Annotated in this window: 16 protein-coding genes, 8 pseudogenes and 1 riboswitch; of the genes and pseudogenes, 17 read left to right on the forward strand and 7 right to left on the reverse strand. The window is 51.9% G+C overall.

Going from position 1 to position 21,523, the window contains the following annotated elements; translation table 11 throughout:
• The first annotated feature begins 149 nt into the window (after window positions 1-149).
• A complete protein-coding gene (locus JNO11_RS23030) occupies window positions 150-1,490 on the forward strand; it encodes an MFS transporter (protein WP_033768614.1) in 1,341 nt (446 codons plus the stop codon).
• Between the two features lie 162 nt (window positions 1,491-1,652).
• Here the strand turns inward: JNO11_RS23030 and JNO11_RS23035 are convergent.
• Window positions 1,653-2,583 (reverse strand): annotated as a pseudogene (locus JNO11_RS23035) (LysR family transcriptional regulator).
• An 89-nt stretch (window positions 2,584-2,672) separates the two neighbouring features.
• Here JNO11_RS23035 and JNO11_RS23040 point away from each other — a divergent pair.
• Window positions 2,673-3,691 (forward strand): annotated as a pseudogene (locus tag JNO11_RS23040) (NADP-dependent oxidoreductase).
• 63 nt (window positions 3,692-3,754) lie between these two features.
• On the forward strand, window positions 3,755-4,057 hold the full coding sequence (locus JNO11_RS23045) for an antibiotic biosynthesis monooxygenase (RefSeq protein WP_325177998.1): 303 nt from the start codon (window positions 3,755-3,757) through the stop codon (window positions 4,055-4,057).
• A gap of 197 nt (window positions 4,058-4,254) precedes the next feature.
• Here the strand turns inward: JNO11_RS23045 and JNO11_RS23050 are convergent.
• Window positions 4,255-5,161: pseudogene (locus tag JNO11_RS23050) on the reverse strand (LysR family transcriptional regulator).
• 98 nt (window positions 5,162-5,259) lie between these two features.
• Between JNO11_RS23050 and JNO11_RS23055 the strand changes: the two are divergent.
• Complete coding sequence (locus JNO11_RS23055) at window positions 5,260-5,787, forward strand: GNAT family N-acetyltransferase (RefSeq protein WP_061902261.1); 528 nt, start codon at window positions 5,260-5,262, stop codon at window positions 5,785-5,787.
• Window positions 5,784-6,977, forward strand: a complete 1,194-nt coding sequence (locus tag JNO11_RS23060) for an MFS transporter (RefSeq protein ID WP_033773781.1) — start codon at window positions 5,784-5,786, stop codon at window positions 6,975-6,977. Before JNO11_RS23055 ends, JNO11_RS23060 begins: the two co-directional genes overlap by 4 nt.
• 253 nt (window positions 6,978-7,230) lie before the next feature.
• Here the strand turns inward: JNO11_RS23060 and JNO11_RS23065 are convergent, their stop codons facing one another.
• The 3 genes and pseudogenes from JNO11_RS23065 to JNO11_RS23075 all read right to left on the reverse strand — a co-directional run bounded on the left by JNO11_RS23065 (window position 7,231) and on the right by JNO11_RS23075 (window position 9,649).
• A complete protein-coding gene (locus JNO11_RS23065) occupies window positions 7,231-7,629 on the reverse strand; it encodes a TonB family protein (RefSeq protein WP_232526468.1) in 399 nt (132 codons plus the stop codon).
• A gap of 375 nt (window positions 7,630-8,004) precedes the next feature.
• Window positions 8,005-8,956: pseudogene (locus JNO11_RS23070) on the reverse strand (hydroxyacid dehydrogenase).
• Window positions 8,956-9,649 (reverse strand): annotated as a pseudogene (locus JNO11_RS23075) (RraA family protein). The pseudogenes JNO11_RS23070 and JNO11_RS23075 overlap by 1 nt, the downstream one beginning before the upstream one ends.
• Before the next feature lie 172 nt (window positions 9,650-9,821).
• Here JNO11_RS23075 and JNO11_RS23080 point away from each other — a divergent pair.
• The 3 genes and pseudogenes from JNO11_RS23080 (at window position 9,822) to JNO11_RS23090 (ending at window position 13,035) form a co-directional block, all read left to right on the forward strand.
• Window positions 9,822-10,533, forward strand: a pseudogene (locus JNO11_RS23080) (IclR family transcriptional regulator).
• A gap of 462 nt (window positions 10,534-10,995) precedes the next feature.
• Complete coding sequence (locus tag JNO11_RS23085; RefSeq protein WP_033760144.1) at window positions 10,996-11,976, forward strand: DUF1852 domain-containing protein; 981 nt, start codon at window positions 10,996-10,998, stop codon at window positions 11,974-11,976.
• 27 nt (window positions 11,977-12,003) lie between these two features.
• Window positions 12,004-13,035, forward strand: coding sequence for a methionine synthase (locus JNO11_RS23090; protein WP_010670701.1), 1,032 nt, complete (start codon window positions 12,004-12,006; stop codon window positions 13,033-13,035).
• A gap of 127 nt (window positions 13,036-13,162) precedes the next feature.
• On the opposite strand, the gene JNO11_RS23095 is transcribed toward JNO11_RS23090, so the two are convergent.
• Window positions 13,163-13,741 (reverse strand): XRE family transcriptional regulator, encoded by a 579-nt coding sequence (locus JNO11_RS23095; protein WP_033780126.1) that lies wholly within the window; start codon window positions 13,739-13,741, stop codon window positions 13,163-13,165.
• Between the two features lie 63 nt (window positions 13,742-13,804).
• Here JNO11_RS23095 and JNO11_RS23100 point away from each other — a divergent pair, with 63 nt between their 5' ends.
• From JNO11_RS23100 to JNO11_RS23110, 3 genes are all read left to right on the forward strand, one after another.
• Window positions 13,805-14,314, forward strand: coding sequence for a GNAT family N-acetyltransferase (locus tag JNO11_RS23100; RefSeq protein ID WP_325177999.1), 510 nt, complete (start codon window positions 13,805-13,807; stop codon window positions 14,312-14,314).
• Window positions 14,315-14,510: 196 nt separating this feature from the next.
• Window positions 14,511-15,140, forward strand: a complete 630-nt coding sequence (locus tag JNO11_RS23105; protein ID WP_010247507.1) for a LysE family translocator — start codon at window positions 14,511-14,513, stop codon at window positions 15,138-15,140.
• Window positions 15,141-15,325: 185 nt separating this feature from the next.
• Window positions 15,326-15,754, forward strand: a complete 429-nt coding sequence (locus JNO11_RS23110) for a GFA family protein (RefSeq protein ID WP_325178000.1) — start codon at window positions 15,326-15,328, stop codon at window positions 15,752-15,754.
• Window positions 15,755-15,845: 91 nt separating this feature from the next.
• Here JNO11_RS23110 and JNO11_RS23115 read toward each other — a convergent pair whose 3' ends face one another.
• A complete protein-coding gene (locus tag JNO11_RS23115; RefSeq protein ID WP_325178001.1) occupies window positions 15,846-16,400 on the reverse strand; it encodes an AAA family ATPase in 555 nt (184 codons plus the stop codon).
• Window positions 16,401-16,561: 161 nt separating this feature from the next.
• On the opposite strand from JNO11_RS23115, the gene JNO11_RS23120 reads away from it, so the two are divergent.
• The 6 genes and pseudogenes from JNO11_RS23120 to thiS all read left to right on the forward strand — a co-directional run bounded on the left by JNO11_RS23120 (window position 16,562) and on the right by thiS (window position 21,523).
• A complete protein-coding gene (locus JNO11_RS23120) occupies window positions 16,562-17,563 on the forward strand; it encodes a hypothetical protein (protein ID WP_262419639.1) in 1,002 nt (333 codons plus the stop codon).
• Between the two features lie 268 nt (window positions 17,564-17,831).
• The gene (locus tag JNO11_RS23125; protein WP_325178002.1) at window positions 17,832-18,950 is read left to right on the forward strand and encodes an alkene reductase; all 1,119 of its coding nucleotides are present in this window, start codon (window positions 17,832-17,834) and stop codon (window positions 18,948-18,950) included.
• 16 nt (window positions 18,951-18,966) lie between these two features.
• Window positions 18,967-19,281 carry a helix-turn-helix transcriptional regulator gene (locus JNO11_RS23130; protein WP_010247494.1) on the forward strand — a complete coding sequence of 105 codons (315 nt, stop codon included), beginning with the start codon at window positions 18,967-18,969 and terminating at the stop codon, window positions 19,279-19,281.
• A gap of 253 nt (window positions 19,282-19,534) precedes the next feature.
• Window positions 19,535-20,082: pseudogene (locus JNO11_RS23135) on the forward strand (cysteine hydrolase family protein).
• 63 nt (window positions 20,083-20,145) lie between these two features.
• Window positions 20,146-20,265: riboswitch (TPP riboswitch) on the forward strand.
• Between the two features lie 131 nt (window positions 20,266-20,396).
• Window positions 20,397-21,336 (forward strand): annotated as a pseudogene (locus JNO11_RS23140) (FAD-dependent oxidoreductase).
• Window positions 21,326-21,523 (forward strand): sulfur carrier protein ThiS, encoded by a 198-nt coding sequence (gene thiS, locus JNO11_RS23145; protein WP_010247485.1) that lies wholly within the window; start codon window positions 21,326-21,328, stop codon window positions 21,521-21,523. Before JNO11_RS23140 ends, thiS begins: the two are co-directional and overlap by 11 nt.

The following is a 21,523-nucleotide window of genomic DNA, read 5'->3' on the forward strand; positions in this document are numbered from 1 at the left end:
TGACAAATAACACAACCTGATTACATCTTCCGGCGGGAAAGAATTTTTATCGTGATAATGGTTTTACTCAGTACATTACAGTTTTACAGAGTAAAACAAAACGCTTTGCGGATTGCACGTAAAGCGATGACAAAATTGTGAGGATCATCATGTCTGAAAAACAGCACATCACGACTTTCTCTGCCGATATTGAGCAGCAGACCGTTAAGAAGGTGGTCTGGCGCATTTTGCCCTTCCTGATTGTTTGTTATCTGATTGCCATTATCGATCGCGGCAACATTGGGATGGCTTCGTTGCAGATGAACGAAGATTTAGGGTTGTCGAAAGCGGTATTTGGTTTTGCGAGTAGTCTGTTTTTTGTCGGTTACTTCCTGTTTGAAGTACCCAGCAATCTGGCCATGCAGAAAATTGGCGCAAAGATTTGGATCTCTCGCATCATGGTGTCGTGGGGTATCATCTCTGTCTGTACCGCCTTTGTTGAAAGTGCCAATACACTCTATATATTGCGCTTTTTACTGGGTGCCGCTGAGGCCGGATTTTTCCCTGGCGTCATTCTTTATCTGACTTACTGGATCCCCGGAAAGTACCGAGCACGCGTGATTGCTACCTTTATGGTGGCCATTCCTGCGGCGAACTTTATTGGATCGCCCATTTCTGGTCTGATTTTGTCACTGGATGGCTGGTACGGTATGCGTGGCTGGCACTGGTTATTTATCCTGGAAGGTATTCCGGCGGTCATTCTGGGAATTGCAGCCTTCTTTTTACTGAGCAATCGTCCCACGAATGCCAGTTGGTTAAATCAGGAACAAAAAGCGTGGCTGAACAGCACTCTCGAAGCCGAAAATGCGAAGAAGAAGGCGATAGGTCATATCTCTTTGTGGCAGTTGCTGCGTCACAAACATATCTGGGTGATGGCGCTGATTTATGCAGGCGCGTCTGCGGCGGGCTCAACGCTGAGCGTCTGGTCTCCGCAACTGCTTAAATCGTTTGGACTGGATAACTTCACCACCGGTTTAGTCAATGCGATTCCCTACGGCCTGGCCTCCATTCTGATGATTATCTGGGGGAGAAGTTCTGACCGCAGCGGCGAGCGTCGCTGGCACACCGCGTTAACGCTGTTCTTAATTGCAGGTGGCCTGCTGTCAGCCTTTATCACCAATAGTCTGACCGGCAGTGTAGTGATCCTGTCGCTGGTATTAATCGGAGCCTACTCAATGAAAGGACCTTTCTGGGCGCTGGCATCGGGATGGATGTCATCGACTACCGCTGCAGCGGGTCTGGCGGCTATCGGTGCGATGGCGAATCTGATCGGCGGTGGGGTGATGGTCAACGTTTATGGCATTATCAATCAGGCGACCGGCAGCCATACGCTGGCTATGGTGCCACTGGCTATCCTCTGTGGCATCGGGGGCATTGCCGTGCTGGTCATGGGCCGCAAAAAAGAGTTAACCATCGACGTTGAAAATAGCGCTTCGTCAGTCAGTAAATAAAGTAATCTCGCCTGCAGACGCTTAGCAGCGCGTCTGCAGGTGGGTTCTTCCGGCTTTATCTCTGCCATATAAACATTCCACATCCTGTCATTACCTGAATCAGTCTGCTGGTTGTTGATGTCTGTTATGTGTCAGATGCGGAAATAACTTACCTTTGGGGATTTACTGACAATACCCAGTTAAAGAACGTTCAGAACTGTTAAGCATGATATCAATAAAGGCGCGTACAGCAGGATTTGAACGCCTGCTCGCATGCCATACCGCAGAAATATTATGCCGCTCTACTGAAAAATCAGTAAGAAGGGGTACTAACTCCCCGCGCTTAACCCAGGAAGCAGCCATAAAACTCGACACCATGCCTATTCCGGCACCGGCCGCCACAGCCGCGATAACGGCCTCGCTTGCATCGACGATGACAGCAGATGATGGCACAATTTCAATCTCCCGCTCGCCAACCCGGAACGGCCAGCGAAAAATCTGCCCCGTATTTTGATATCGCAAATTAACCGTTTTATGCCCGATAAGATCATTGGGGTGTTCGGGTTCCGGGCATCGGGTCAAATAATCTGGCGAAGCATAACAACCTATCTGATAGGGTGACAAACGACGCGACAGAAGATTTGAATCTGCGAGGTCGCCGATCCGGATGGATATATCAATACTCTCGTCAATAATGCTAATTACGCGATCACTCAGCTTTAAGTCGATTGTCACTTTAGGATGAAGTGCACAGAATTGCGGAAGGAGAGGCGCGATCACATGAACACCAATCGGAAACGATGCCGCAATGCGTAACGTTCCCGCTGGCTCCTCTCGCGATCGCATGGCGACCTGCTCAAGCTCCTCAGCATCGCGTAATAACTGCAGCGTGCGCTCGTGCAGTTCACGACCTTCAGCAGTCAGCACCAGCGAACGGGTGGTTCGGGTGAACAATGTGACGCCAAGACGCTGCTCCAGTCTCTGGATACTTTTACTTATCGCGGAAGGGGATACTGCCAGCGAGCGAGCGGCAGCGGTAAAAGCTGCCGAGCGATCCCGCACGAGCGAATGCAATCAGACCTGTTAGTCTTTCAAAGATTATTTGTTCCTTCATGGCAATATTAAAGCGAAATCCAGCCCCATTATCAATCATCACAATTGGTCATATTCTGGCACCTGAATCTGTGTTGGAGTGAAATTGCCATGACTGAAATGATGAAAGCAGTACAGCTACATGCGTTTGGTGGCCCGGAGAATCTCAGGTATGAAGATGCACCCCGCCCAACTATCGGGGCTGACGAAGTCCTTGTGCGCGTGCATGCCGCAAGTCTGAACCCACCAGACTTGTATCTGCGTGATGGTTATCGGGCGCTTCCGCCTGAGTGGCGGCCCGAACCCCACTTTCCCTTAATCCTGGGAACGGATGTTTCAGGTGTTATAGAAGCCGTGGGCGAAAATGTTTCCGCATTCAGCACCGGAGATGAAGTCTATTCAATGGTGCGTTTTCCTGATGGGGTAATGGCCGGTAGTGGAGCTTATGCCGACTATGTAAGCGTTCCTGCATCAGAGGTGGCGTTAAAACCTCATGGAATAGACCATATCCAGGCAGCGGGTGCCCCGATGTCACTGCTCACCGCGTGGCAATTTCTTGTCGACGTCGGCCATGATGCGCCCAATCCGTTTCAATCTTTCAACCATAAACCGGTTCTGCTTGAAGGCCAGACGGTGATGGTTAACGGTGCAGGAGGTGGCGTAGGGCACATTGCTGTTCAGATCGCGAAGTGGAAGGGTGCGAGAGTCATTGCCGTCGCTTCTTCCCGTCATGAAGTGCTTATGCGCGAACTGGGCGCAGATGATTTTATCGACTACACCAAAGTAGCCGCTGAGAATGTAGTGAAAAACGTCGATCTGGTTATTGATGCTGTTGGCGGAAAGCATATAGAGCGCTTTTTTAAGCTGCATCAGACAGGGCGGAGCACTATTTCTGGTGAATCCTTTGAGTTTTACCGGGCAGACTGAGGCCGCTCAAAAAAGGGATTACTGTGTCAACAATGCAAGTGCGTTCAAGTGGTCTGCAGCTATCCGAAGCGGGGCTTTTACTGGAAAAAGGCATTATCAACGTCGTGATTGACAGCACCTATCCGTTAGCCATGGCATCAGCCGCACATCAACGTGCTTCGTCAGGAAGCATCCAGGGCAAAATTGTGCTGACTAACTTCTGATTACCCCATCCCTGATCAGCCATTTTCTGAGGGCGAATAGTAGTCAGTTAAAGGAAAAATAAGATGCTTATCATTTCCGGTTATATGTACATTGATCCTTCTGTCCTGGAACAATTTATGGGAGAACTTAACTTATTGGCAAATGCCGTTCGACAACGTGATGGAAACCTTTCATATAACGCTGCCGTAGAGGACTATCAGACCGGAAGATTGCTTATATCAGAACAATGGGTGGATCAGGACGCGCTCAATGCCCATCTTATAAAAACCGACACGGTAGAGTTTATCAACCGATGGCAGGGAAAAATGAAGGGGGAACTCTTCAAATATGACGCCTGTGACGAGAGAGGGCTTATGGATGGGTAAATAAAAATCTTATTAAAATCGAGAGTGCTTTATTATCAAGCCTCGGATCTGTGAGTAATCTCTCTTCGCTCATAGCAGGCATAAGCCTGGACGATGGTCCGCTTTGTGCCAGAAGCGGACATCAGAGGCTTAAGCAGCAAGGATATTTTTCGGAGCTGAGGAGACCGGATCTGTCAGATAAATATATTGAGTGATATTTAACTGCTTTCATCTTTTGCAAAACTGGCGTTTAGTCTTTTCAGCACTTCACTTATGCCCCTGCTGACAATCCGATCCTCCCGCATTACTGTCCCCAGAGTCCGGTGAAGCGAGGGCGTCACAGAGTAAAGGCTGAGACCCTGACTTTCTTCCATACCAGCAACGGACATAAGGGGAACGATGCTGTAGCCCAGACCGGAACGTACCATTCTTTTGATTGCTTCAATACTGCCAAGTTCCATCACAGGGCTGGCAGTATGCCCGGCATACCGGAACCATTCGTCGATTAGTGCGCGTGTCCCGCTTCCGGGTTCAAAGATAATCAGCGGCAGTGACAAAAGGGCGTCGGGAGACAGCGGGTTCGCACTCTGCTCTGATGCATCCTTTTCCATGATAACAACAAACTCATCAGTACCCAGCGGGCTTACGCTCAGGCATTTGCCGGTTACTGGAAGCGTTACAAGTCCAATGTCTATACGATTCTCTCCTACGCTCCGAACAATATCGGAAGTATTGCCCGTGCGTACGTCTACTTTCAGCAGGGGATGTGCTTGTCGCAGCTGTTGCAGTAAGGGAGGCAGAAGATGAATACAGGCTGTTGCACCAGTGCCAACAGTAACGGTGCCGGTGATGTCGTCTGAATGCAGAGACACCGATTCAATGGCCGTATTTACCACTGAATCAATTTTCATACAGTGCTCAGAAAAAGTCAGCCCGGCAGGAGTGGGCCTTATCCCCCCGGCTGGTTCTCTCAATAAGCCGGACATGGAGTGCCTGCTCCAGCTGTCTTATCTGCAGGCTGACAGCAGGCTGTGATAGTCCGAGAGCTTCTGCCGCTCCGGAGAAACTGCCCCGGCTGATGACCATCCTGAAAGTAGCAAGGTGATCAAGGTTCAGGTTTGCCATGCCAAAGTTTTCCTTATACCGCTGATAAGTCCCGCGGCCTGTCTGAAATTATTTACCCGGGTTAATCTTTGTTTCTGACCGGATAAAGAGCAATACCGATGGAAATAAATGAAGCAGATGAAAGACATATTACTGCTATCCAGCAGATTTATGCTTATCACGTATTACATGGCACCGCCACTTTTGAAACCGAACCGCCAGATGTACCTGAAATGGCAGCCCGCCTGAAAAAGGTGCGTTCAGCAGGACTGCCCTGGTTTGTGGCGGTTGATGATGGGCAAGTCCGGGGATACTGCTACCTGTCATTTTACAGGGAACGGCGCGCCTACCGGTTTACCCTGGAAGACTCAGTCTATATTGACGCCACTTGTCAGGGGCGGGGCTACGGCAAAATGCTGTTATCCCGTGCGATAGCCTGGGCAGAAGCCCGTGACTTTCGCCAGCTCGTGGCCGTGGTAGGTAATAGCGAAAATACTGCCTCCCTTGCCCTGCACCGCGCCGCAGGCTTCAGCATCACTGGCACACTCAGTTCGGTAGGATTCAAGCACGGGCGCTGGCTCGATACGGTCATTTTGCAGCGCACGCTTGGACAGGGCGACTCCACGCTTGCGGAGAGCATAGTTTGACAGCCGGACATCTGACAGGCCGCAGCATTTTCTGTATCGGTATGACACAGCTTATTAACTGGGGTATTACGTTCTACATGCCGGGTGTTTTCGGAGCCGCCATCATGGCGGAGACGGGCTGGTCTCCCGTGGTGACATTCTCTGGTCTGACCGTTGCCATGCTGGTTATGGGGCTGGTTTCACCGCTGACCGGTTCCGTCATGGCCCGGACCGGAGGACGCATGATGATGATGGCGGGAACCTTCGCCATAACCATTGGGTGTTTTCTGATGGCGATTACCCATTCCACGGTGGCATGGATTGCGGTTTGGGTCCTGACGGGAGTCGGCATGCGCCTTGCCTTATATGACGCTGCGTTTGCCCTGCTTGTGGAAACCGCAGGTGCAGGGGCCCGAAGGGCAGTCTCTCTGGTTACACTGCTGGGCGGCCTCGCGTCAGCTGTGTTCTGGACTGCTGGCGCGGCCCTGCTGCACATTACCGACTGGCGGCATGCCTTACTCGTTTACGGGTGTGCGGGTCTGGTGGGCCTGCTTTTTCTGACCGCCGTTCCGGCAGGCCGTCGGGTAAAACCTCCCGCTGCTGGTCGATCTGAGCTTCCGGCGGCAGGGACCGCAGAGGAACGAAAAGGATTTATCAGCGGCCTGTGGTATGCCGCCCTGATAGCGCTGCTCAGCTTTGTCTCCACCGGCGTGTCTACGCATTTCCCCCAGATACTGGCCGCTTATAGCATGCCTGCCCTGGCCGGCATGCTTTGGGGCGTGGGACAGGTGAGTGCCCGCCTGCTGGACGTGGCCTCCGGCGCACGAATCTCCGCACTACGCCTGAACCTTATTACCGGTATCCTGCTGCCACTCTGTTTTATGACCGGCCTTGCGGGGTACGTTACGCCTGTGGCTACAGCCCTCTTCGTCCTGGGTTATGGAGCCGTGAACGGACTGTGCACGGTCGTGAAGGCCTTACTTCCTCTCGTGCTGTTTGATCCGCAACATTACGCCCGCAAAACAGGCATGCTGTTATCACCAGGATTTTTTCTCGCGGCACTTGCCCCTTCTGCTTATGCCATGCTGCTGGAACGGGACGGCGTAGGCGGTACGCTGCTTATTTCAGCTTTCCTGACACTGTTCATTACGGCGATTTCCGTAGTGCTCTGGCGACGTCATTCCGGCTCAGGAGTACAGAGCCGTGATTAGAAAATACTACATCTGCCCGGGAAAAACGTTTGATACGGTTCGCGATACTATCAGGATTTGATCTGGATAAATCCGTATCTTGTGTTTTCGCTTTTCGCACATATCGGACTTTATCTGATGCAGATATCCGCTTTGTGCCAGAAGCGGACATCGGATAATAATTTATGTTAATATTTAGAAGAAGAACATTCAGCCATAATAACCTCCTGAATTACAGTCATTAATTTTCATTTATGCAGCCTTAAAATCAAATCTATTTTTGCACTTTTAATTTTACAGTCATGGGAAGATTCCTGGCAGGTTTGCCCTTTTCAAAACGCCATTTTGATACGGCTGTTATTACAGCATTATCGAACAAGTGGTCTGGTGTAGACTCGATAATTCTCATCTGGCTTACCCTGCCTTCTGCATCAACGTCAAAGTTAAACTTAACCATACCTTCTATCCGGTTCTTAGCCGCATAGTATGGGTAAACGGGTCGATCTTGTCGAAGGGGCTTGGGTTGTTCAACTTTAACAGGTGAATAAGTAGTACATGCATTAAGTACAAGAACAGCCAGAATCATCATAAACCCATACATAACAATATCCTTTTGTTGATAAACATTATCATTATACTTAAACATCAACGGAAGGACATTTGCTGAACTCATCGAATATCGCGTTATAATCCAAAAAAACAGTGGATATAACCCCAATAAATCCTGCTCCCGTCTTGCTGCAAACTAGTCATCCGCTCCTTGCTCATAGCGGACATATCCTTCATAACACATGCCCTTCAATTAACACTTCAATGAAACCGCTGCAGGCAGCTACCTCATTCAATACGCGGGAAGAGTCGTTAACGATTGAAGGGTAATAAACCCATTTATGTGGGCGAAGGAAGTAAGCCAGGACGGCATAGAACAGAATAAGATTCGTGTCGGAAAACCTGGCAGGTAAGCATTACGCTCTATTGCAGCAGATTTACCTATTAACCAGCCGACCAGAAAGCGCTGTTACCTGTCTGCTCGGCTGGAGAGGGCGGTTCAGGCTACCGGACTTTCATTTTTCAGTGGTTCTGCCAGTACGTTTAATATGTTACTGGCCGCGACGGTGCCCATCTTCACGTAGGAGTTATCACTGACGCCGCCGATGTGTGGCGACAGAATCACATTTCCAACACTCTGCCAGATATGCGGCGCAGTCAGGGGTTCAGTGGCAAAACTGTCCAGTGCGGCCCAGGCGACAGTGCCTTTATCCAGCGCGGCTAACAGCGCTTCTTCATCAATGAGACCACCGCGCGCCGTGTTCACCAGGATGGCGCCTTTTTTTAAACAGAGCCAGTTTCTCAGCGTTAATCATCTGTCGCGTCTGTTCGGTTAACGGGCAGTGCAGCGAAATGACATCTGCCTGTTGCAGCAGGTCGTCAAGTGAGGAGGATTCACACTCATCAGGAAAGGTTCTGGCAAAAGGATCATAAGCGAGCACCTTCATGCCAAAAGCACGGCCAATACGGGCAACACGACCGCCTATGGCACCAAGCCCTACCAGACCCAGCGTTCTGCCCTCCAGCTCCACTGACTTATGGGTCGATTTGTCCCAGTGTCCCTGGCGCATGCGTTGATCAAGCGGTATCACCGATTTTGCACAGGCTAAAATTAACGCCCAGGTATGCTCGGCCACGGCCGCTGCGTTGGCCCCCGGGGCTGACTGAACACTGATATGACGTTCAGCCGCCGCCTTTTGGTCGATAACGTCAATGCCGCTGCCGTGTTTGGAAATAACCCGCAGGTCAGGCGCGGCATCCATAATGCGGGCGTTGATTTTTCCGTATCGGACGATAATCGCCACAGGATTATGCTGCTGGCAGAGCTGGAACAGGCTATCTTCGCTGGGCTGTTTGCCGGCATAAACAATGCTGAAGTCACTAAGTAGGTTTACTGCCTGCGGTGCCAGGTCATTACCCGTCACCAGGATCACGGGAGAAGAGGTTGTCATCAGAGCGTCTCCCCATCGTCCAGCATGCCAGCGGTTTGCAGGGCTTTTTCTAACCACGGCGCGCGAAGGTCGCCATCACGAATGGCTGCGATACGGCTGGTTTCGAAATCGAGTTTTTTCTGGGCCAGTTCGAGCAACGCAGGAACGTCTTCACGCGGCAGAACCACCACGCCATCAATATCCCCGATGACGAGATCGCCTGGCTGAATGGCTGCGCCCGCCACAGAAACAGGGTAGTTGACCCGTCCCGCAATGGACTTGGTCGGGCCGCAGGGATTCAGGCCCGCAGAGAAAACCGGAAAGCCGTTCGCGCTCAGTGCATCGGCGTCACGCACCGCACCATCAATAATAATTCCGGCGATGCCGGAGGCTTCTGCCTGGGCGGACATTATCTCACCGATTAATGCACAGCTGATATCGCCTTTGCCATCGACCACAATGACATCGCCCGGCTGGGCAATCGCCAGCGCGGCGTGGATCGCCAGGTTGTCGCCCGGTCTCACCTCGACAGTGATAGCCGGTCCGGCGACTTTCATTGTGGGGGGACACAGGTTTTACGCGACCGTGCAGCGTTCCGCGTCGTCCGGCAACATCAGCAAGGATCGCCGCCTGAAACTGAGCAGCCTGTTTTACGCGCTCTGGTGCGATACGGATAATGTCGCGATTGATGAAGGTATTCTCTGCATGGGGCATAGATTAATCCTCTTTGTTTTACCAGGCACAACTAAGTTGTACAATATAAAACTACTATATCGATGTTAATTGAGTTCGCACCAGTGTTAAGCATTCATTTGTGATGTAAATACGATGTGAATCACAAATTGCGCGGTAAACTGCCTGCCGTCGCAAACAGGAGGACGTACCGATGGGGAATGAAGGCGTAATTGCCGTAGAAAAAGCGCTGGCGCTGCTGGATTGTTTCAGGCCTGGTGAGGAATCACTGACGCTGACCGCGCTGGCGCAGCTTTCGGGGTACCATAAAACGACAGTTTATCGTCTGATGAACTCACTTGAGCGCATGAACTATGTCATTCGTCGCGACAATGGCGTTTATACCCTGGGGCCAAGACTGCTTTATCTGGGCAAGCTCTATGAACAGTCCTTTCATCTGGCCAGTATCGTTCAGCCTGAACTTCACGCACTGGCGACTGCGACAGGCGAAAGCGCCACATGGTATGTGATTGAAAACGGTCAACGACTCTGTCTTTTCAGAGCGGAGCCCTCTGAAGGACTGCGTGAAACACGTCTGCCCGGCACTTATCTGCCGCTGGATAATTCGGCCATCGGGCAGGTGCTTCGTTACTGGGGGGCTGAATGAACCTCTGTTTGACTCTGTACCTGAACTCCCGTTGTTCACGTCAGGTATTCGCGATCCGCATATCGCGGCATTCTCCGTACCGGTGTTTGGTGAAGGTAACAAACTGCTCGCGGCGCTGGCATTAACCGGTCCGGCTTCACGCCTGACGCAGTCGATGCGCGACAGTGAGATGGGAAAACTGATGAAAGAGGCAGCGTGCAGGCTTTCGGTAAAATCAGGCGCACATAAAGTGATGTGTGATAACGTTTATAAAATTTAGTCGTCTTGCCTGGCCATGACCGGGATGTATCAGTTGCCGCATCCGTGCTGCGTTTTACGGTTTGCGGGCGGGAACCGATGGAGTATCGCTAATGACTTACAGCATGCTGGCGTGCCTGATTATGGGATCATGAAAGCCTCCGCGCCTTAAGTTGAGGCGAAACATCACGCCACCTCTGACATCTCTTGCTAAGCGCTCTTTGTGCGAGGCTTTTTTACACCCGGATTTTACATCAGGTGTTAAAAGACTCGCAGCCTCATGAAAATTTCCCCGCTTTAGTACCTCAACATGAATTTCCTTCATGTTCGTTGAAATTTAATCACTTTTTTTCAACCGTGTGTTGAGGCATAAAGTAAGAATTGTTAATAACTTTGAGTCATATGAATAGTTGTAAAGGGATAGCCACGCTGGATAACCCTTAACAGCAACAACGCATATCAGCGACCAGGATACCCGATAGCGATGAACAACTTAGCCTTTACCCTCAAGCGCATTCGTTTCGACGAAAACTATAATCCTTCGAAAAATACGCGGGCGACGACTAACTTCGCTAATTTAGCGCGCGGCGAAAAACGTCAGGAAAACCTGCACAACGCCCTGGTGATGATCGACAATCGTTTCAACTCTCTGGCGCACTGGGACAATCCAAAGGGCGACCGCTACTCAGTTGAACTTGAGATTATTTCTGCTGAGCTGAATCTTCGTCCCGGAAGCAGCGACGAAACGTTCCCGGCGATTGAGATTTTAAAAACGCATATCGTGGATCATAAAACCGGTCAGCGCACCGAGGGGATTGTCGGCAATAACTTCTCTTCCTATGTGCGTGATTATGATTTCAGCGTTGTTCTGTCAGAACATAACAAAGGTCAGACTGAATTCAGCCTGCCGGATGATTTTGGTCAGCTGCATGGCAATATTTTCAAAAGTTTCGTGAACTCAGCGGTCTATAAAGAGAACTTCAGTAAATCGCCGGTTATCTGCCTGAGTGTATCGAGCAAAAACACCTACGTGCGCACCGGTAATCAGCATCCGGTATTGGGCATTGAATATCAGCAGGATGAACCTTCCCTGACTGACTTCTATTTCGGAAAAATGGGTCTGAAAGTGCGTTTCTTCATGCCGCAGGGCAGTGTTGCGCCGCTGGCTTTCTATTTCCACGGTGACCTGCTCAGCGATTACACCAATCTCGAGCTGATCAGCACCATCAGCACCATGGAAACTTTCCAGAAGATCTATCGCCCTGAAATTTACAACGCGAATTCTGCTGCGGGACAGTGCTATCAACCCACGCTGCAGCATCAGGATTATTCGTTAACCCGGATTGTTTACGATCGCGAAGAACGCAGCCGCCTGGCCGTCGAACAGGGTAAGTTTACTGAGACGCATTTTATAAAGCCGAATCAGACACTTCTCGCGCAATGGTCTGCTGAATTCGTTCTTTGATTAATTAAATATAGAAGGTCACCTGCTATGAAAACCTTATTACCGACATCTACTGCTGGCAGCTTGCCTAAACCCTCCTGGATTGCGCAGCCAGAGGTGCTCTGGTCACCCTGGAAACTGCAGGATGAAGAGTTAGTTGACGGCAAAAGAGATGCGTTGCGTCTGTGTCTGGACGATCAGGTTCGGGCCGGTATTGATATCGTCAGTGATGGCGAGCAGACCCGTCAGCACTTCGTGACGACGTTTATTGAACACCTCAGCGGTGTGGATTTTGAAAAGCGTGAAGTGGTTCGAATCCGTAATCGCTATGATGCGAGCGTCCCGACCGTGGTGGGTGAAGTCTCACGTCAGAAGCCCGTGTTTGTTGAAGATGCGAAAATCCTGCGTAAGCTGACCGATCGTCCTATTAAGTGGGCGTTGCCGGGTCCGATGACGATGATCGATACCCTTTATGACAATCACTATAAAAGCCGCGAAAAACTGGCCTGGGAATTCGCAAAGATTCTGAATCAGGAAGCCAAAGAATTAGAAGCCGCTGGCGTGGATATTATTCAGTTTGATGAACCTGCGTTTAACGTCTTTTTCGACGAAGTGAATGACTGGGGCATCGCCGCGTTAGAGCGCGCCATCGAAGGTCTGAAGTGTGAAACCGCGGTTCATATCTGCTACGGCTACGGCATTAAAGCGAATACCGACTGGAAGAAAACTCTGGGCACAGAGTGGCGTCAGTACGAAGAGGTCTTCCCAAAATTACAGCGTTCGGCTATCGATATTGTCTCACTGGAGTGTCAGAACTCGCGGGTTCCAATGGATCTGATCGAGCTGATTCGCGGTAAAAAAGTCATGGTCGGTGCCATCGACGTGGCAACCCATACCATTGAGACACCTGAAGAAGTGGCGAATACGCTGCGCAAAGCGCTGCAGTTTGTGGATGCTGAAAATCTCTATCCTTCAACCAACTGCGGCATGATTCCACTGCCGCGTCAGGTTGCTAATGGCAAACTGCATGCGTTAAGTGCGGGCGCTGAGATTGTCCGCAGAGAGATTCTGGGGAAATAATCTTTCCCTGAGCAGATTCAGTCCGGCTGGCGATTTGATTTCTGAAAGGCGATCAATAGCCGGACTGAGTGACAATCATCCCTCTGCCAATGGTCGATTTACTCAGGGATTTATGCCGTCTGCCTGCTCAGGCAGGCCGGAGTACGATAACGGCATATCGACAGCCCTGAGTCGTTTTATTTCTGAACACGCAATCAGCCGGATCGCCCAGTTCCAGACAGTCGCCAGCAGCCATCTCATAGGTGCTGGAACCTGCTTCAAAAGTCAGTGTCCCTTCAATTACCCATATCAGCTGGCGTCTTGAAACATAGGAGATTGCCGGCATCGGCACAGCGGTATTTGCCGGCAGTTCGACACTGACCAGATCGACCGGCATCTCGCCCGGTGAAACGTGGCGACGCAGATAGCCGGTTTCCGGATCCTGCCACACCGGCTGATTTTCATGCCTTACCAGCGTCCCGGTTTGCACTTCAGTCTGAGCAAGCAGCTGAGAGATGGTCATATCAAACGAGCCTGAGAGGCGCGCTAACAGAACCGCCGTCGGGCTGCTCTCCCCACGCTCAATCTTATGGATCATCGCTCGTGAAACGCCTGAGTTATCAGCCAGCTCGGTAAGTGACCAGCCGCGTTTTTCCCTTTCTTCTTTTACCTTCTGACCGATGCGGATGTTCAGGCTGTCTTCTTTGCTGGACTTTTTATCTAACATAATGGATAACTATCATAGTGAACAATTCATCTACTTTAGTGAGTGAGCAAAGGGGTGTCCACCATGATTATCCGTGCGGCTGTAGAAAGCGATGCTGAAATCATCGCAGAGATTTATAACGATGCGGTGCTTAACACCACAGCCATCTGGAATGAAAATCGTATTGATGTGGCTAACCGCATCACGTGGATAAACAGCCGCCAGCAGGCCGGTTTTCCTGTGATTGTGGCGACAGACAAAGATGATACCGTGCTGGAATATGCCTCTTATGGTGACTGGCGTCCCTGGGACGGATATCGTCATACGGTTGAGCATTCGGTTTACGTTCATAAAGATGTACGAGGTAAAGGCGCGGGTGCCGCCCTGATGCAGGGGCTTATCCAGCTTGCTCGCGAAGCCGGGAAGCACGTTATGGTGGCGGCGATTGAATCGGAAAATGCAGCATCCATAGCCCTGCATAAAAAACTGGGATTTATTGAGTCTGGCAGAATGACGGAGGTTGGAACTAAGTTTGGACGCTGGCTGGATTTGACATTTTTGCAGCTGCGTCTGGATGAACGTAAACGACCCTGAGTTGTCCCTTAAAGCGAATCCTTTGATGATACTTCCGGCAGGATGCCGATCCCCGCAGAAGAAAGCTATCTCTGGTAAATGTTTGATTGCTGCAGATCGTTTAAAGCGAGAAATGAAGCCGCAACGAACCAGGAGATAGCAAATTTGCACGTCAGCCGATATAACAGATAAATAACAACCCATCGCTGAGGACATCATGGCGCTTTCGCACGAATTAATCCTGATCTTCACCACCTACTTTGTCGCTACAGCCAGTCCCGGGCCAAGTAATATGGCGATAATGGGAACGGCAATGAAAAAGGGCAGGGGGGCCGCACTGGCGCTGGCTGCGGGTGTCGTGAGTGGTTCGATGCTCTGGGCGCTGCTGGCCGCCTGCGGTGTGCTGACCGTGCTGGCCACCTTCGCACAGTTGCTGATCGTGCTAAAAATTGGCGGAGGGTTATATCTGTTATGGCTGGCGTTTAAAGCCGGCAAATCTGCGTTACGCCGCACTGAGGCCAGCGATTTTAAAGCCAGCGATGAGCGGGTCGCATATGGCAGACTGTTTCGTCAGGGTATCCTGATGCATATCGGCAATCCCAAAGCGATTCTTACCTGGGTGGCCATTATGTCGTTTGCACTGAAGCCGGATGTGGTCGCCGCCACGCTGCCGATAATCATCTGCGGCTGTGCGGTGATTTGCGTGGTTGTGTTCGGCGGTTATGCTCTGCTGTTCTCAACCGCCATGATGGGCGCATTCTACCGTCGCATTCGTCGCGGACTCGATGCGCTATTAGCCTGCTGCTTTGCGCTGGCAGGGCTGAAACTGGTATTCAGCCGCAGTTAATACTGATGAAGGTGTACGAGGGGTTATCCGCTTCTGGCTCAAATCCGCAAAAGATCATGTAATGAGCTGGAGCGGCATTAAATTAACAAGGTTGCGGTAGCGCTTCAGCAGCCCCTTACTTTAACACCACTATGATCAGGCAAGTAGTCAGACAAACCAGGAATCTAAGTGAACAGGATGATGAAATGAAAGGCGCATGTCTGTGTGAAACCGTTGCTTTCGAAATATCAGTAACCCCCACGCGCTATTACCGTTGTCACTGTTCTTTGTGCAGAAAACAGAGTGGAACCGGCTATAACCTGGCAACGATCGTAAAAGAGAGTGACTTTAGCTGGATTTCCGGTGAGAGCAAGATCGCGTCATGGCGCAAACCCACCGGTTATCGCAACGATTTTTGCGCCAGCTGTGGCTCCACAGTGCCTAACCGGTTGCGTGGCAGACCTTATATCTGGCTTCCGGTTGGTTTACTCAGTGAGCCTGCCGATATGCAGTGCACAGGTGATTATTGTACTGATGACGCCATGCCCTGGGACACAATTCGTTCCGAGACAAATCATGCCGGGCCGGTAGAATCGCTGGACTCTCTTCTGACGAGCTTAAAGCTTATTGATTGATGGCAGTGGTGCTTCTTTGTTATTCAAAAAGGGTTACTGAGTCAGAACGACCCCATTAACGGAAAACACACATTATTCCGACAGCCTGTGTTCATCGATCATTATTCGTTAGCTGTAATCCCCAGTAGTCAGAACAGGCTTTAACATCGCGGGGAGAAGGAAGCAGAAGTTTTGGCAGTCTGACCTGGTCGTAAAGCTTTTTATGGTGCTTTCGATTTTGCGGGGCAGTACGGAGAATATATTTCAGCATCTCCAGGCTCATCGGCTCTCTGCCCATCCCCAGACCGCCAATACGCGGCGTGGATGAATAACATCTGCGAATGTAGCGCAGAAGTGCCACTGTCACTTTTACATCCAGCAGAATTAAGCCTGTGGCACGCGCGAATCGTTCTTCAATGCATTTGGTGTAATTACCCTCCATCACCCATCTTTCCTGACTCACCGCCTCAGCATGCAAACGAAGAAATTCTGCCGGTGCTCTGGGCACCCATTGACTGTCCGGAATATGGTGAAGCTGATCCAGATGAACTGCTGGTAGATCTGTTTTGCGAGCAATGGCCTCAGCTAAGGTCGATTTTCCGCTGTTCGATGGACCCATAATACAAATGCGTGGCCCAAGCGCGTCTAATGGAAGTGCACTATTCACAACGTTTCCTCTGAATTAACCCTGTCTGAAAATGGATAAATGCGTACTGCTCTGAAACTTTCCTGTGCACCCCGCAAAGTCTTAAACGCTGCCGGGAGCCGTTGGCTGGTCAGCCTGGGGATTCTGAACCTTTTCTGGATCAAAGTCAGGCTGCAGCGGCCATGATAGCCAGACTTGCCCTGAGCCGTCTTAACCCAGGCAGCAATAAGATTTCGGTAAAGATTGGTTACATTTTGCCGATAAATTGTTCAACCAATCAAACCGTAGAGGGCATTATGGGGTTAATCAATGGCGTGACAACAGAGGTGGCAAGAGGATATTTAGCCACGCTCACCGTAACAAACAGATCTGAGAACACGACTAAAGAAACTATTACCGGAAAAGAATTACCTGCCAGTGTGGTGGTGATCTCACCCGAGGCAAGAGCGCGCCTGGTGCAGGCTATCGCTGAGCCCATTACGGCAGAGCAGCAGGCTAAAAATTCAGAGGAACTGGCAAAGACAAAGTCATCCGGTCAGGGACCGTCCGTTAACCTTGGATATGCATTATTCAACGATCCCTACACCAGCTGGGACGCCAGAACTTTTACTCCACTTCTGAGTATGACAGCTGCTAATACGCAGACCGCTATGGATGAGTTTGCCGCTGCACTCCATGAGGTGCTGGCTGAAGGCCAGGTGGGCCGTAATCAGTACGATAATTCGGATACCTCGGAAGCCATGGCGCTGACCCTGACGCAGTCTAAGCTCCATAAACTGATTGAAAAATATGTCTCCGGCGATAACCAGAAGCAGGCGAATGACATTGCTGATGAGATGATAAGCGTCAAAGTCGCCATTCGTGAACGTCAGACGTTGCTGGGAGCACAGGATACGCTGGCGTTAGCCATACGTCATGGAACACGCGACATGCAGGAGAGCGCACATGACTATCTCAGCCAGGTTAAGAGCGCAACCGCACGGCCACAGGTGGAGCTGGCCGGGATGATGGAAGCCATGAAGTCGGGCCGTGATATGGACTCTGTCTTCAGCACCTTTGCCGATTTGATTCGTACCACGCCGAATCCTGACAACAAAGCACAGCCCTCCATTGATGGCGCACTCAGTCAACTGGAGGTTTATCGCCAGCAGTGGCAGGCGTTCACTGAAAAATACGCTTCTTAATGTTCTTATGATCCTGCAGGCAGCACCTCCGTCCCGGCGAAGCAATTTGCCTGAAAGCGGCGTCTGCAGGATCACCTCCTGACTTTACGCAGTCAGGCGCTGCGATGTGAGACTGTTAATCCCACGCGCTGTCAGCACTCCATCCAGATAGTGACCCTCTGCCAGAAACCACAGATACCGCCCTGGACAAAAAGCACAGATTACACATTTACAAATTTAAATGTGTAAATATAATGTCGCCTCTTCACACATCAGAGGATTTTTTGTCATGCCGTCACTTTTTACCCCCTTGAGTCTGGGCGACCTTCAGCTTCGTAACCGCATTGTACTGCCGCCGCTGACGCGCTGCCGCAGTGAACAACCGGGCAACATTCCCGGCGAGATGATGGTGGAGTACTACCGCCAGCGTTCCAGCGCGGGACTGATGATCACCGAAGGCACCCAGATTGAGCCTCGCGGGCAGGGCTATGCATGGACGCCGGGGATCCACAGCGAAGCGCAGATCGCCGGCTGGAAAAAGGTTACAGAGGCAGTACATCAGCAAGGGGCCACGATTTTCTGCCAGCTCTGGCATGTTGGCCGCGTGTCGCATAATGAACTGCAGCCGGGCAAGCAGGCACCCGTTGCCCCTTCAGCCATCGCAGCCGATAACGTCCGGGTATTTATTGAAACCGGGCCTGGCGCCGGCATATTGACCGCACCCAGCGAGCCACGCGCACTGACTACATCGGAAGTTAAAGAGATCGTAGAGCTTTGCCGACGCGCGGCGGAGAATGCCAAAGCGGCCGGTTTCGACGGTGTGGAACTGCATTCCGCCAACGGTTATCTGATTAACCAGTTTATTTCTGAGCACACCAACTTCCGTACGGATGAATATGGCGGATCTGCTGAGAATCGTCTGCGCTTCCTGCGTGAAGTCGTTGAGGCAGTCAGCTCAGTATTTGGCAGCCACCGCGTTGGCGTCAGATTTGCGCCTCTGTTTACCAGTACCGACGAAGAGCGCGTCTATCTCGGTCTGGTTGAAAGTGATCCACACGCGACCTACATCCGCGCAGCAGCCCTGCTGAACGAGCTGGAAGTTGGCTATCTCTCCATTGCTGAAGCCGACTGGGACAACAGCCCGGAGATGCCAGAGAGCTTCCGTGTCGCGCTGCGGGAAACATTCCGCTCTCCGATCATCTATTCGGGTCGCTACACGGCTGAAAAAGCACAGCATGTGCTGGAAAAAGGCTGGGGCGATCTGTTTGGTTTTGGCCGCTCATTTATCGCTAATCCCGATCTGCCGGCGCGGATTAAATCAGGATATCCGCTGAATGAGGTCGACCACGCCTCCCTGTATGGCGGCACTGAGAAAGGCTATACTGACTATCCATTTTACCCATCCTGATATTCTGTGAGGCGGCATGTCCCCCGAAAATGCCCTGAAGTTACTGTCCAACCCGACCAGAGTGGCAGTGCTGAAGTGGCTTAAAAATCCTGACGAAGCATTTGCGGGCTATACCCAGCTCTATCCCTTCGATCAGTATGGCGTCTGTGCCAGCCTCATACAGGACAAGGCGGGCTTATCACAGCCCGCCACCTCGTTATGCCTGAAAGCACTTCACAATGCGGGGCTGGTTGAAGCCAGCAAAGTCGGGAAATGGACTTACTATCGCCGCGCCGAACCGCGCATTCGTGAAATAACCGATGCGGTAACCCAATCGCTGCAGGCGCTTTAAAAGCGACGGCGTACAGGGTAATGTAGATGTCAGCGCCATCCTTCTGATGGTGATTTCACCGAACGCATTAACTCAGGGTCAGAAAATGTTTATGTCAGTTCTGTCTTTCACAACCGTCACCACCACCACCACCACCGCCTCTGGCGGCGGCGTGAGCGACTCTGTGACTGGCACCTGACACAACAGATTCTCACTCCCCGCCGAACCGGACGGGGAGCTGTTCTCCGTTCTTAAAACTGAATGGAGACAGGTCATGGTTACATCTGAAAGTGCACTTTTAATTATCGACATGCAGCAGGGCCTTTTTTAATGGTCCCGAGGCTCCCTTTGCCGCAAATTCGATCTTGTCGAACATCTCACTTCTCATTACTAAAGCCCGGGCTTCTGCCGTCCCCCCTCTTTTTCGCACGCCATATCGGCCCTGATGATTCCCCTTTTAATGAGCAAAGCCCGCTGACGCGCCTGATCCCGGAATTGCAGGTTAACCCGCAGAGTGATGTCGTCTTCACCAAAAGATATCCCAGCTGTTTCAGGGATACTGGCCTGCAGCTTCAGCTGAGGCAAAAGGGCATTAAGCAACTGGTGATTGCGGGGATGAAAACGGAGTTCTGTGTTGATACTACCTGTCGGGCAGCCCCGGAACTGGGTTTTAACGTTGTACTGATTTCCGATGCGCACACCACGGTTGATAATCCCCACTTCTCTGCGGAGAAGATTATTGCGCATCACAACCAGACGCTGGCGGGCCCCTTTGTGACGCTGGCAACCGCAACTGACTGGCATTTCGGTTCTGCCGGTTAAGTCCGATTTTCTTACCCGGTTCTATGCAGTCTGCTTGACGAAGCTGTCTGCTTAACTTACAACTAAATCCGTCAGGGGAGTCTCGCCAGAGAGACTGAGAGGCTAATAGCGCACCGCGCGGCTTAGCGACCCTTAGAACCTGACCCAGTTGATACTGGCGTAGGAAGACGGGTATCTCATCAGATACTTGCCGCAGGGGCGCATTCGCGACGTTCCTGCCTTTTCCCTCTGTATCACGGGTCTTCGTTAACGGATAACGAGGCCAAATTGAAAAATCTCATCCTGAATCTTTCTTTTCCTGTCCGGTGGACACTATGAGCCGCTGGTCGGTGCTCGGCAGCGGCGTGGCCGGGCTTTGTGTCGCCACGCGGCTGCTGGAGCGGGGAGAAACGGTCGAAGTTATTACTCAGCCTGACTGCCGTGCGGCCTCGCACTGGGCGGGCGGCATGCTGGCGCCCTGGTGTGAAGCAGAAAGCGCACCGCCACAGGTGATCGAATGGGGCCAGCACTCGGCCAGTTGGTGGGCGAAACGCGTTGATGGCGTGGAACAGCAGGGCACGCTGGTGGTGGCTCCGCCGCGTGACAGCCGCGAACTCACGCGCTTCGCCAGCATGACGCAGCAGCATCAGTGGGTTTCACCCGGTGACATCGAACCCGCGCTGGAAAACCGCTTTGCCCGCGGCCTGTTTTTCGCCGCAGAGGCGCATCTCGATCCGCGCCGCGCCTTGCAGCAACTGCGTGACAAACTGCAACAGGCTGGTGTTCCCTTTCACAGCGGTAAACCCGGCGGCAAAATCATCGACTGCCGTGGCATCCACGCCACCGATCGGCAGCCAGCCCTGCGCGCCGTGCGGGGCGAAATGGTGATCCTGCACACATCCGACGTACAACTCTCCCGTCCAGTGCGGCTGCTGCACCCGCGCTTTCCCTGCTATCTGGTGCCGCGTGCCGGGGGGCCACTTCATGCTGGGAGCCACCATGGTGGAAAGTCACGATAGCAGCCCGATCAGCGCCCGGGCGATGATGGAATTGCTCAGCGCCGCTTACAGCCTGCATCCGGCGCTGGCTGAAGCGCGGATCGTGGAGAGCGGCACCGGTCTGCGTCCTGCTTACCGGCAGAACCTGCCAGAAGTCCGCTACGAAAATGACCGTTTCTCACTTAACGGCCTCTACCGCCACGGCTTTTTGCTGGCCCCGATCATGGCTGAAAAACTTATGCTGCAACTGACTCAGGAGATGACTCATGCGCGTTGAACTGAATGGACGCACGATTGAAACCGGCGCAACGACGCTGGCGGAGCTTATGGCGGAGCAGCAGATCGATCCGCGGACCGTCGCCACCGCGCTGAACGGGGAGTTTGTACCGCGTAGCCGCTATGCCAGCCAGCAACTTGAGGCGGGCAACCAGCTCGAAATCCTGTCACCCATGCAGGGAGGTTAA

Source organism: Pantoea sp. 1B4 (genome assembly GCF_016925765.1).
Classification (GTDB): Bacteria; Pseudomonadota; Gammaproteobacteria; order Enterobacterales; family Enterobacteriaceae; genus Pantoea; species Pantoea agglomerans.